This is a genomic window from Devosia sp. (assembly GCF_035944845.1).
Classification (GTDB): domain Bacteria; phylum Pseudomonadota; class Alphaproteobacteria; order Rhizobiales; family Devosiaceae; genus Devosia_A.
In genome coordinates, this window is the sequence record NZ_DASZAW010000067.1 from 1 (window position 1) to 11,674 (window position 11,674).

Sequence of the window (11,674 nt, forward strand, 5' to 3'; positions counted from 1 at the left end):
TCTCTGGGGACGGCCGGGGTGTTACCTGAACTGTGAGACGAATGGGTGACAGAGGTCACATTCGTTTGGGTCGGTAACACCCGTTGGAGCGATCTACCCATTTACCAATAAGCCCGGTTTGGAGAGTGGTGCGAATAGCGAAGTGCATGTTCGTCTCCTTCCGGCGGCCGATGGCCTGGGTGATTCCAATGCCGGCGAGACTAGCGCGTCGCCCGCAGCTTTTGTGTGGCGAAGCTGAGTCCGCCATCAGGTCCTTGTACGGCGTCGACAGCCTCAGGTCTATCCGGCTTTCGTCGACGCTGGCGCAAAGATAGGTGAGCCCCGGCGGTTTCGCCAGCCCCGCGCGTTCCAAATCGCTAGCATGAAAGTGAAATTTCCTGCCCGGCGGAATCGGTTGGGTGGAACAGGACGCAGTGCGCCTGACGATCGTGCCCTGGGCCCACCCACGGGGTCATTCCCGCGAAAGCGGAACCTCTGGCGCGCCATCGCAAAAGGGAGATCCGCTTTCGCGGGGATGACACGGCGGGTGCTGCAGTCCGTCGGTAGAACTCTACAGGGTCGCGAGCAAGGCCACCCCGCGCGGCGACAGCCGGTAGCCGACTTCGAGGCTGATGGTCAGGCCCAGTGCCTTGAGCTTGCGGATGTTGAGCTTGAAGTCGGCGCGCTCGAGCCCAGCGCTCTCTGCCAGCGTCGTCGAGACCACGCCGGGATGCGCGGCGATCAACTGCAGCGCCCCCTTCGTCCATGGCGCCGGCGCCGCCTTGTCGAGCTTGTGCAGTTTCGCCGCCAGCGTCTTCAGCTCAGCGGCGTCGGGCACCGCCTCGCGCAGCATGTTGCGTGGGTCGGGGCCGGCCGGATGGAGGCGGATGCGGTAGCAGGTGCCCTGCTGCGCGTCGAACATGGCGATGACGCCGTCGCGGTTCTTGTAGCCGGCGGCGCGCGCCTCCTCCTCGGTCACCTCGCTTGCCGCGATCGCTTCGACCGAATCGATGCCGACCATGCCCAGCTGCGTTCGCACCGTGCCGCCCGGCTTCACCGTCGGCTTCTTCCAGCGCCGGAAGGCCAGTGTGCACTGGCCGGAAAAGATCGCTTCGAGGTCTTTCGTGCGGAACAGCATGGGAGCGAACTCTACCCGGAGTTTCGCCTGAAGCAACGGTTGCTACCAAAGTATGCCAACCGGATCAGGCCCCGGGGCTTCCTGCCTTGAAATCGATTGCATAACATGTTGAGCTATGCCTGAGCGGATCCTGGGGAGCATAACCGCTCACCCAAAATGCCTCGCCAGTAGGCACCATCCGTTCGAGGGAGAACATCGTTGGCCGATACGGAGACGCGCGACAACAAGCGCGCCAAGGCGCGCCAGCCACGTCGCGTCGCCGGTAAGCCCGGCGGCAAGCCGACCCTGCGCACCATTGCCGAAATGACGGGGCTCGCCATCACCACGATTTCGCGCGCCCTCAACAACGCGCCCGAACTGTCGGAAGAAACGCGCGTGCGGGTGCAGAAGATCGCCGCCGAAGTCGGCTACGTGCCCGACCGCACGGCGCTCCGGCTGAAGACCGGCCGTACGCACGTGGTCAGCCTGATTCTCGATCCGCACGACGAAATCCTCGGTTTCGGCCAGTCCATGGTCTCGGGCCTGACCGAGGCTTTGCGCGGCACGCCCTACCACCTGGTCATCACCCCGATGTTCACCGGCGGGGCGCCGATCGATCCGATCCGCTACATCCTGCGCAACAAGGCGGCCGACGGGGTGATCTTCTCGCGCACCCAGCCCGACGACGACAGGGTGAAGCTGCTGATGGAGGAGAACTTCCCCTTCGTCTCGCATGGCCGCACCGCCTTCCCCTCGGCCCACCCCTATGTCGACTATGACAACTATGCCTTCGCCCACCATGCGGTGATGCGTTTGAAGGCCAAGGGCTGCCGCAAGGTGACGATCATCCTGCCGCCCGACCGTTTCAGCTTCGGCCACCACCTGCGCGACGGCTTCATGGCCGCGATCGAGGAGACCGGCCTTGCCTACGAGATTCTGGCGCGCGCCAGCCTCGACAACAGCGCCGACGAAATTCGCCTCGCCACCATGCGGCGTATCGCTGAGCCGGACGCGCCCGACGGCTTCATCTGCACCGGCGACGCGGCCGGGCTGTCGATCATGGCCGGGATCACCGACGCCGGCTTCGAGATCGGCAAGGATGTGCAGATGGTGGTGAAGCAGACCTCCGGCATCTTCAGCCAGGTGCGGCCCAAGGTCGACGCCATTTTCGAAGATACGGCGCTGGCCGGCAAACAGATGGGCGAACTGCTGCTCCGCCGCATCAACGGCGAGCCCGCCGAGCAGTTGCAGATCCTGCACGAGCCGAAGGTGTGGTTTTAGCTTGTGGCGCGTGCGAGCGTGGGGCCCCCCCACCCAGCTTCGCTACGGGCCATCGGCCCTAGCTGCGCTACCCTCCCCACAAGGCGGAGGGAGACGCTTGAACCGAGAACGTGCAGCTATCGCCTCCCTCCCCCTTGTGGGGAGGGCAGCAAAGCTTGTGAGCGAAGCGAACTAGCGGCGCTGGGTGGGGGGGGTGGCCCCACGCTGAGCAAGTTGACGCCTATCGCCCGCCCTCGATCTTCCGGTACCGCTGGTTCACCCCGCCCTTGCCGTAGGGATAGTCGGCAACCTCGGGGGCGCTGGCGTCGGTCAGCTGTTGCGTGTGTTCGGCATCGAGTTTCAGACCGGCCGCCGCCACATTGTCGGCCAGCTGTTCGCGGGTGCGGGCGCCGAGGATCACCGAAGTGACGGCCGGCCGGTCGGCGAGCCAGGCCAGCGCCACCTGCGCCATCGAGACCCCAAGCGCCTTGGCCACCGTTTCGACCGCCGCGATGACCTTCCAGGTCCGTTCCTGCTCGTTGCGCGGACCGTAGGATTCCTGCCCGCGGTTGGGGTTCTCACCCAACCGGGTCGACCCGGTCGGCAACTGGTCGCGCTTATACTTGCCGGTGAGCCAGCCACCGCCAAGCGGTGACCACGGCAACAGCCCGATATTGGCATCGAGCGCTGCCGGCACGATCTCGTGCTCGATATCGCGGACGAGCAGATTGTAGTGCGGCTGCAGCGTGATCGGCGGCGCAAGGCCGCCGGCCCTCGCAATCCACGACGCCTTGGTCAGCTGCCAGCCGATGAAGTTGGAAAAACCATAATAGCCGATCTTGCCGTTGCGGATCGCATCGTCGAGGAAGCGCAGCGTCTCCTCGAGCGGGGTCAGCGCGTCGAAGGCGTGCATCTGGTAGAGGTCGATATGCTCGACTCCGAGCCGGCTCAGCGAGGCGTCGAGGGCCTGGTTGAGGTGGCGGCGCGACAGCCCCAGGTCGTTCGGCCCGTTGCCCATCGGGAAGCGCGCCTTCGTGGTGATCAGCACCTGTTTGGCCGCCTCCGGCCGGGCCTTCAGCCAGCGCCCGACGATCTGTTCCGAGGTGCCGGCCGAATAGACGTCGGCGGTGTCGAGGAAATTGCCGCCCGCCGCTACATAGTCGTCCATCAACTGGAACGACGTCGCCTCATCCGCCTCGGCCCCGAATGTCATGGTGCCCAGCGTCTGGGTGGAGACGATGGCGCCGCTATTGCCGAGCTTGCGATACTGCATGATTTCCCTCGATCGATTGAATCGCTTCAAGAGAGGTCATAAGCGCTACGGGTGTCATGGTCGAGTAGAACTATTTGATGAAGCGGGATGGTGCTGGCTGAGGCAGACGGCCCCCTCCCGGCCTCCCCCATGAAGGGGGAGGTGAAGAGTCGAAGCTCTGTCTACGATCGTGCCAAGTGAACCAGCGGGGCACCTCCCCCTTCATGGGGGAGGATGGGAGGGGGCCGTCTCTATCAGTCGACTACCCCTCGATCTCCTCGCGCAGCGCTTCGAGTTCCAACCACTCGTCCTCGGCCTTGCCGAGCGCTGCCTGGGCCTTTTCCAGCGCCTTGCCGGTCTCGGTGAACGTCTTGGGATCACGGGAATATAGGCTGCCATCGGCCAACGTCGCATTCAGCTTGGCGATTTCGGCTTCGAGCTTCGCGATCTCCTTGGGCAGCGTTTCGAGCGCGTGCTTCTGTTTGAAGCTGAGCTTCTGCTTTGCCGGATGCGAAGTGGTCTGCGGCAAAGCTGCCTGCCGCCCACCCTTCGGTTTGGCTGCCGCAACCGGCGCGGTGACGCCATAGCCGCGCTGGCTCACCATATCGGAATAGCCGCCCGGATACTCGGTCCACTGCCCGCCACCATCCGACACCACCACTGAAGTCGCGACCCGGTCGAGGAAATCGCGGTCATGGCTGACGACGATCACCGTACCCGGGTAGTCGGCCAGCATTTCCTGCAGCAGGTCGAGCGTCTCGAGGTCGAGGTCGTTGGTCGGCTCGTCCAGCACCAGCACGTTCGAGGGCAGCGACAAGACGCGCGCCAGCACCAGCCGGCCGCGCTCGCCGCCCGACAGCTTGCTCACCGCGGTACCGGCCTGCTCGGGGCCGAACAGGAAGTCCTTGAGGTAACCCATAAAGTGCTTGGGCTGGCCGTTGATAACAAGCGTATCCGAGCCGCCTCCGGTCACCGCTTCCTTGAGCGTCATGTCGGCGCTCAGCGTGGCGCGGCGCTGGTCGAGGCTGGCGAGTTCGAGATTGGCGCCGAGCCGCACTGTGCCGCTGTCGGGCGGCAACTCGCCGGTCAGCAGCTTGATCAGGGTGGTCTTGCCTGCGCCATTGGCGCCGATAATACCGAGCCGGTCGCCGCGGATCACCCGGGTGGTGAAATCCTTGACGACGACCCGCTCGCCATAGGCCTTGGAGATCTCCTTGGCTTCCATCACCAGCTTGCCCGAGGTCTCGCCCTCGGCCACAGAAATCTTCACCTCGCCGACGTTGCGCTTCAGGTCGCGCCGTTCCTGGCGCAGCGCAAACAGCCCGTCGAGCCGGCGCACGTTGCGCTTGCGCCTGGCGGTGACGCCATAGGTCAGCCAGTGCTCCTCGCGGACGATCTGCCGGTCGAGCTTGTGGCGGGCGGTTTCCTCTTCCTCCAGCACCTGGTCGCGCCATTCCTCGAAGCTGCCGAACCCCTTGTCGAGCCGGCGGGTCACGCCACGGTCGAGCCAGACGGTCGAGCGGGTTAGGTCGGCGAGGAAGCGCCGGTCGTGGCTGATGATCACCAGCGCCGAGCGGATGGTGGAGAGCTCGTTCTCCAGCCACTCGATGGCCGGCAGGTCGAGATGGTTGGTGGGCTCGTCGAGGAGGATGATATCGGGCTCGGGCGCCAGCACCCGTGCCAGCGCGGCGCGACGGGCTTCGCCGCCGGAGAGCCGCTGCGGCTCCTCGCTGCCGGTGAGGCCGAGTGCGTTGCAGAGGTAGGTGGCCCGATAGTGATCGTCGCCGGCCTGCATGCCGGCTTCGACATAGGCCAGAACGTTCGGATAGCCCGAGAGGTCCGGCTCCTGCGGCAGGTAACGGATGGTGGCGCCCGGTTGCAGGAAGCGGCGGCCGCCATCCGGTTCGATCTCACCGGCGGCGATCTTCAGCAGTGTCGATTTGCCCGAGCCGTTGCGGCCGACCAGCGCCACCTTCTCACCCGGCAGCAGGGACAGCTCCGCCCCTTCGAGCAGTTCGCTCGAACCCAGGCGCAGACGGATTTGCTGCAGGAAAAGTATGGGCGCGGCGGCCATCGGCTGGTCCAGTTCAGTGAGTTCGGGGGCATAGAGCACGCGGGCGCCGCGAGATCAACGCGACGGCGCCGTGCCGCAAAATGAGCATGCATGAACCAGGGCTGAAATCGGGAGTCACAAGCCGTTCAAGCTCGGCTTGGCAAAAGCGCCGGGCCTCGGGCTACGGGGCATGCCGGGCAGGTGACCGAGGGCCAGAGCGAGATCAGGAAAAGTTGTGAGACTTTTCCGGTCCGATCTCGCGCCAAGTGAGGGCTGGGAGCTGGAGTGCGATTCAAAGAAACGCAATCCTGCTCGAGGCAACTTGGGCCCTTCGCTGCCTGCCGGCAACCCCAGAGAGAGACTGGGTTCCGCCGCACGATCAACGCCCTCGGGTCGGGCGCGTGTGGCGAAAGGGCGGATGCCGGACGGTTGGAGTCGGTCCGGCATCCGCCGCTAGGGACTCATCTTCCCGGTCCCACTCGGTCAGTACCAACCACGGAGTCATTCCCGCGAAAGCGGGAACCTCTGTTTTGGTACTGCAGGCGAGATCGCAAACGGAGGTCCCAGCTTTCGCGGGGATGACCCGGTGACGGTCGCGGGCAAATGTGCCTGAAATCAGTGCGCCGCTTCCCGGATCAGCACCGGCTCCATGTCTTCGAACTTGAGGCCCAGCCGATCGCGCAGCGATTTCCGCTTCGAAGCGAGGTCCGCAATGGTGTAGCTCTCGAGCACGTTGAAGAACGCCCCCAGCGCTTCGCGCAGCGCCGCATTGACGTCGCAGCTGTCGGCCAGCGGGCACGTCACGTCGCCATCCTCGAAGCACTCGGCCATCGAAAAGCTCTCTTCGGTGAGGCGCACCGTGTCGAGCAGGGTGATCTCGTCGGCCGGCCGGCCGAGCTTGATGCCGCCGCGGCGGCCGCGCACCGTCTCGATCAGGCCGTTCTCGACCAAGGGCTTGATCAGCTTGAACAGGAACAGTTCCGAAATCGCGTGCGCCTTGGCGATGTCGGCGACCCGGCTGAGGCCGGGTGCATTGACCGCACAATAGATCAGCGTGCGGATGGCGTAGTTGGACTGGCGAGTCAGCCTCATCGAATCTCCGATTCGGCGCATCGCGCCGACTTCTTGCTGCTTCCCCCACGGAATCCCTTACGGAATTCCGGCTGGATGGGGTTTCGAACTGCCTCACAGTTTATAACGGTTCTAAACTTAGTCAACAAAACATGACGCCTGAGTTCAGGATTGTGCGGGCAGGGGAGATCGGCCTGCCCGCACAGTTGCGTCACTTGTCGAGATAGGGCCGGTGCAGCGCCAGGTCGGCCTCGCCCAGGCGGTCCTGTGCGGTGAAGCTCTGGTGCCAGTAGGGGTAGGGCAGGTTCGGCTGGCTGACCGCGTCGAGCTTTGCCACGTCCTCGGCGGTGAGTTTCAGCTCGGTCGACTTCAGATTGTCCTCGAACTGCGCGGTGCTGCGCCCGCCGATGATCACCGAGGCCACCAGCGGCCGCTGCAGCAGCCAGGCCAGCGACACCTGCGCGCCGGAAACGCCGTGCGCTGCTGCTACCTCGTTGATCACGTCGACAATGTCCCAGAGCCGGCCCGCGTCGTAGATCGGCGGCTCCCGGAAGCCGGTGACCTGCCGCCCGCTCTCCGGCTTGGAGTTGCGGGTGTACTTGCCCGACAGCCAACCGCCGGCGAGCGGCGACCAGACGAGGATGCCGACGCCCTGGTCGAGCCCGAGCGGCACCAGTTCGAACTCGGCCTCGCGCGAATAGAGCGTGTAGTGGATCTGCTGGGCGACGAAGCGCTGCTGGTGCGCCGCATCGGCGATGGAGAGCGCCTTCATCAGGTGCCAGGCCGAAAAGTTCGACGAGGCGGCGTAGCGGATCTTGCCCTGCTTCACCAGCGTATCGAGCGCCTCGACGGTCTCCTCGAGCGGCGTCTGCCCGTCCCACTCATGCACGTGATAGATGTCGATGACATCGGTTTTCAGCCGCCGCAGCGAATTCTCGCATTCGCGGATGATGTGCCAGCGGCTGAGGCCGCGGTCGTTCGGACCCTGGCCGGTTGGAAAGCGCACCTTGGATGAGATCAGCAGCCGGTCGCGCCGTCCACCGACCAGCGCTTCGCCGATCATGCTTTCGGACTTGCCGGCGTTGTAGACATTGGCGGTATCGATCAGGTTGATCCCGTGATCGAGGCACAGGTCGACCTGGCGTTGCGCATCCTTGAGCTCGGTCTCACCCCATGAGCCGTCATTGCCGAACGTCACCGTGCCGATCGACAGCGACGAGACCTTGAGGCCGGAACGGCCGAGCAATCGATAATCCATCATAACCCTCCACGAAATGCCGGCGCGGAACGTAAAGCGCTTTCAGGAAAAGTTGCAGACCTTTCCTTTTCGAGAACGCGATAAATGAGAGGCAGACCAGCGCCATGACAATGGGGAGTGCCCAGAGGCACGATCGCCTCGAGCCGCCCCGTCCGGCTTCCGCGCCGGCATCCGAGTTAACAAACTGCTACGCCCGCCGTCAGGCAACCGTCAGCGCCACCGCTCTAGTCTACGGTTCGGAGGTGGTGGAGGTGGTCGCATTTATCGTGCAGTTGCCAAGAGGCGACATTCGGCGCTTCGGCATGTTCAGCAGCATCGTGGTGCAGTCCGAGGAGGTCCCAAGCATCGTCAGCATGCATCCCGGCTACGCCGTGCGGCTCATGCAGTCCGACGTTCAGATGGCTGCCGTCATGGGGCAGATGTTCCCGGCCTGGCGGATCGAACGATTGGCGGAGCTTGCGCACCGCCCGCCATCAGGTCGGCCAATGCTGCTGCACCTGCCCGTCCTCGCTCTCCAGGAAGACCCGGTTGTTGCCCCTGGTCCTGCGAGCCATGTCGACCGCGGCGCGAACCGCCCGATCCAGGGTTGAGTGGTTGGCAAGAATCGTGGGGCCGACACTCAGGGTCCAGCGACCTTGACTGGGGGAGACGAGAAATCGGAGGGGCTGCATCATGCGGCGGTCCTCTGCTGCGAGGAGTCCAGCGTGCGAGACGCAGCGTTATCGGCCCGTTAACCCTGCCACCACCCTAAGGGCTCAGGTGACGACAGTAATTTTGTCGCTGGCGCGAGTGACGCCGGTATAGAGCCAGCGTTGCCGGTCCTCACGGAAGACGTAGCTTTCGTCGAACAGGTAGACATTGTCCCACTGGCTGCCCTGCGCCTTATGCACGGTGAGGCAGTAGCCGAAGGTGAACTCGTCGTATTGGCGGCGCTCCGGCCAGCTGAGCTGGTCCTCTTCGCCCGAAAAGAACGCCGCGTGCGTCACCACCTTGGCCTGCGTCGCCTTGGCCCCGGTAACCTCGTCAGGGTCGAGCGTCATCGAGTAGCGGGCATTGGAACGCTTCTTCACGTCCGCCGCGGTCCAGATCTGGCCGTTGAGCAGCTTCTTGATCGGGTTGTTGCGCAGGCAGACCAGGCGATCGCCCGACACCGGCTCGTGCCGCGGCAACTCCTTGATCTCGCGGATCCGGTCATTATAGGCGACGCGCGTCTTGTTGCGGCCAGCCAGCACCTGGTCGGCCTCCATCACCGCGTCGCGGTCGACGTCGGAGCGCGGGATGACGAGACTCTCGCCATAGCGGCCATGCTCGAGATAGCCGCCCTCGCGGATCTCCATCGACATGCGGATGATCGGGTTGTCCGCCGCCTGCCGGTGGATTTCGGTCAGCATGTAGTCGGGCTCGTCCGCGGTAAAGAAGCCGGCGCCCTGCACCGGCGGCAGCTGGAACGGATCGCCCAGCACCAGCACCTTGGTGCCGAAGCTCAAAAGGTCGCGGCCGAGCTGCTCGTCGACCATCGAGACTTCGTCGATAACGATCAGGTCGGCGGTCAGCGCTTCGCTTTCCGGGTCGAGCGCGAACTTCGGTTCGCCATCTTTCTCCGAGACCAGCGCGTAAATCAGCGAGTGGATGGTCGAAGCGCCGCGGGCCCCGTATTTGCGCATCACCATCGCCGCCTTGCCGGTGAAGGCGGCATACTTCACCGACTTCACCCCCTGGGCGAGGTGGCGGGCCAGCGTCGATTTGCCGGTGCCGGCCCAGCCGAACAGGCGGAACACCTGTTTGGCGTCCTTGTCCTTCAGCCAGCGCGACACGGCCTGCAGCGCTTCATCCTGTTGCGGCGACCACTCCATCAGGCGATGCGCACCGTGACGCTTCCGATGCCGGCGATCGAGCCCTCGAGCAGGTCGCCCTTCACCACGGCGGAAACCCCTGCCGGCGTGCCGGTGAAAATCAGGTCGCCCGGAAACAGTTCGAAATATTTCGACAGTTCGGCGATCACATGCGGCAGGTCCCAGGTCATGTCGGCGATATCGGCCGACTGCCGGGTCTCGCCATTGACGCGCAATTCGATGATGCCCTTCAGCGGCGTGGGAACTCCCGCGGCGGGGACCAAGGTGCCGATCGGCGCCGAATGATCGAATCCCTTTGCCACTTCCCAGGGCTTGGCGCCCTTCTTGGCCCAGGCCTGGAGGTCACGACGGGTGAGGTCGATGCCGACTGCATAGCCCCAGACATGGCGCATCGCGTCGGCGACGGCGATGTTCTTGCCGCCGCTGCCGATAGCCGCGACCAGTTCGATCTCGTGGTGGTGGTTCTGCGTTTCCGACGGATAGGGCGAATCGGCGCCGTTGGTCACCAGCGCATCGGCGGGTTTGGCAAAGAAGAACGGCGGCTCGGCATTGGGATCATGCCCCATCTCGCGTGCATGCTCGGCATAGTTGCGGCCCACGCAATAGATGCGGCGAACCGGGAACAGGCCTCCACCCGCTACAGGGACGGCAGGCTGCGGCGGCGGCGCGATAACGTAATCTGACATCATGGTTCCATGCTCTGAGGCGCGCCACCCTAATCGAATCGGTGCTGGGACAAAATGAGAACTTTGCCATTCGGCAAGTTCCCTGGGGGCGGCCGCTGCACCGTTTGGGGTGCTTGACTTGGCCGTTGGGTCGGGCTCGGGTTGGTGGAGCCTGAGGGAGCACGCCGTGACCGCCATCGACCCGTTCGACATTCCCAACCTGGTGCCGGACTTCGAGGCCGTAAAGAATGGCAATCTCGCCGCCAGCGCCCGCACCCGCGCGACGCTCAAAAGCCGGCTTGACCTACACTATGGCGATGGTCCCCGGCAGCGGCTCGACCTGTTCTTTCCCGAAAACGCCACCGGGCCGTTGCCCATCCACATGTTCATCCATGGCGGCTACTGGTTCTTGAACGACAAGGAGATGTTCGCCTTTCCGGCCGAGACCATCACCCGAAGCGGCGCCATCGCGGCGATCGTCGAATACACGCTGATCCCCAATGCGCGCCTGGCGCAACTGGTCGACGAGGTGCGTCAGGCGGCGCGCTGGCTGGTGGCCAATGCGGCAAGTTTCGGCGGCGACCCCGCGGCCTTCTCGGCGTCGGGGCATTCGGCTGGCGGGCACCTCGCGAGCTATCTCGCGGCCCGCGCCCCGCACGAAGCGCATGCGCCCGGGATTCCGGTGAAGTCGCTGTTCCTGGTCTCGGGGCTCTATGATTTGCGGCCGATCACCACGAGCTACCTGCAGCCCGAGTTGTCGCTGACCGACGAGGAGGTGGCGAACTTTTCGCCGCTCGGCGCCGAACAGCTTGCCGGCCCGGATGTCATGGTAGCCATCGGCCACAACGAGACCGAACCGTTCCACCTGCAGGCGCAGGACCTCTGCTTTGCCGCCGAGCAGCGCGGCCTTCATTACGAGCGGATCACGCTGCCCGACCTCGACCACATGACCATCGTCCGCGACCTCGGCCGGCCGGAGAGCCGCATGGGCGGGCTGCTGGCAGAGACGATTGCGGCATCGAGAGGGTAGCGTTTCGAAAATGCGACCGATGGGCCGGTGCGGGAAGAGTACCCCCACCCCTGTCCCCTCCCCGCAAGGGGGAGGGAGACGCCAACTCGGACGTCAGTGTTTTGGTCTCCTCCCCCCTTGCGGGGGAGGGACAGGG

The 11,674-nt window shown here is 64.8% G+C and carries 10 protein-coding genes; 3 read left to right on the top strand and 7 right to left on the bottom strand.

The window, feature by feature from the left end; translation table 11 throughout:
* Positions 1–550: 550 nt before the first annotated feature.
* Entirely contained in the window at positions 551–1,117 is a 567-nt protein-coding gene (locus tag VGV07_RS11965) for a hypothetical protein (RefSeq protein ID WP_326868926.1), read from the bottom strand.
* Between the two features lie 285 nt (positions 1,118–1,402).
* Between VGV07_RS11965 and VGV07_RS11970 the strand changes: the two genes are divergently transcribed.
* Positions 1,403–2,377: a LacI family DNA-binding transcriptional regulator gene (locus VGV07_RS11970; protein ID WP_414649944.1), complete on the top strand. Its 975-nt coding sequence runs from the start codon at positions 1,403–1,405 to the stop codon at positions 2,375–2,377.
* A 220-nt stretch (positions 2,378–2,597) separates the two neighbouring features.
* Here VGV07_RS11970 and VGV07_RS11975 read toward each other — a convergent pair whose 3' ends face one another.
* The 4 genes from VGV07_RS11975 to VGV07_RS11990 all read right to left on the bottom strand — a co-directional run bounded on the left by VGV07_RS11975 (position 2,598) and on the right by VGV07_RS11990 (position 7,990).
* Positions 2,598–3,629: an aldo/keto reductase gene (locus VGV07_RS11975; protein WP_326868928.1), complete on the bottom strand. Its 1,032-nt coding sequence runs from the start codon at positions 3,627–3,629 to the stop codon at positions 2,598–2,600.
* A gap of 241 nt (positions 3,630–3,870) precedes the next feature.
* Positions 3,871–5,682 (bottom strand): ABC-F family ATP-binding cassette domain-containing protein, encoded by a 1,812-nt coding sequence (locus VGV07_RS11980; RefSeq protein ID WP_326868929.1) that lies wholly within the window; start codon positions 5,680–5,682, stop codon positions 3,871–3,873.
* A 594-nt stretch (positions 5,683–6,276) separates the two neighbouring features.
* Positions 6,277–6,753 (bottom strand): iron-responsive transcriptional regulator RirA, encoded by a 477-nt coding sequence (gene rirA / locus VGV07_RS11985; protein WP_326868930.1) that lies wholly within the window; start codon positions 6,751–6,753, stop codon positions 6,277–6,279.
* Between the two features lie 190 nt (positions 6,754–6,943).
* Entirely contained in the window at positions 6,944–7,990 is a 1,047-nt protein-coding gene (locus VGV07_RS11990) for an aldo/keto reductase (RefSeq protein WP_326868931.1), read from the bottom strand.
* Positions 7,991–8,241: 251 nt separating this feature from the next.
* Between VGV07_RS11990 and VGV07_RS11995 the strand changes: the two genes are divergently transcribed.
* Positions 8,242–8,580: a hypothetical protein gene (locus VGV07_RS11995; protein WP_326868932.1), complete on the top strand. Its 339-nt coding sequence runs from the start codon at positions 8,242–8,244 to the stop codon at positions 8,578–8,580.
* Positions 8,581–8,745: 165 nt separating this feature from the next.
* On the opposite strand, the gene VGV07_RS12000 is transcribed toward VGV07_RS11995, so the two are convergent.
* Complete coding sequence (locus tag VGV07_RS12000) at positions 8,746–9,843, bottom strand: ATP-dependent DNA helicase (protein ID WP_326868933.1); 1,098 nt, start codon at positions 9,841–9,843, stop codon at positions 8,746–8,748.
* Positions 9,843–10,529: a fumarylacetoacetate hydrolase family protein gene (locus VGV07_RS12005; RefSeq protein ID WP_326868934.1), complete on the bottom strand. Its 687-nt coding sequence runs from the start codon at positions 10,527–10,529 to the stop codon at positions 9,843–9,845. The genes VGV07_RS12000 and VGV07_RS12005 overlap by 1 nt, the downstream gene beginning before the upstream one ends.
* A 166-nt stretch (positions 10,530–10,695) precedes the next feature.
* Here VGV07_RS12005 and VGV07_RS12010 point away from each other — a divergent pair, with 166 nt between their 5' ends.
* The gene (locus VGV07_RS12010; protein WP_326868935.1) at positions 10,696–11,538 is read left to right on the top strand and encodes an alpha/beta hydrolase; all 843 of its coding nucleotides are present in this window, start codon (positions 10,696–10,698) and stop codon (positions 11,536–11,538) included.
* The last annotated feature ends 136 nt before the right edge of the window (positions 11,539–11,674 follow it).

What these genes read in the sequence shown, in the direction of transcription:
- VGV07_RS11980 (WP_326868929.1), bottom strand. Translation starts at nt 5,682, where the DNA reads ATGGCCGCCGCGCCCATACTTTTCCTGCAGCAAATCCGTCTGCGCCTG.
- rirA (WP_326868930.1), bottom strand. Translation starts at nt 6,753, where the DNA reads ATGAGGCTGACTCGCCAGTCCAACTACGCCATCCGCACGCTGATCTAT.
- VGV07_RS11990 (WP_326868931.1), bottom strand. Translation starts at nt 7,990, where the DNA reads ATGGATTATCGATTGCTCGGCCGTTCCGGCCTCAAGGTCTCGTCGCTG.
- VGV07_RS12005 (WP_326868934.1), bottom strand. Translation starts at nt 10,529, where the DNA reads ATGTCAGATTACGTTATCGCGCCGCCGCCGCAGCCTGCCGTCCCTGTA.
- VGV07_RS11975 (WP_326868928.1), bottom strand. Translation starts at nt 3,629, where the DNA reads ATGCAGTATCGCAAGCTCGGCAATAGCGGCGCCATCGTCTCCACCCAG.
- VGV07_RS12000 (WP_326868933.1), bottom strand. Translation starts at nt 9,843, where the DNA reads ATGGAGTGGTCGCCGCAACAGGATGAAGCGCTGCAGGCCGTGTCGCGC.
- VGV07_RS11965 (WP_326868926.1), bottom strand. Translation starts at nt 1,117, where the DNA reads ATGCTGTTCCGCACGAAAGACCTCGAAGCGATCTTTTCCGGCCAGTGC.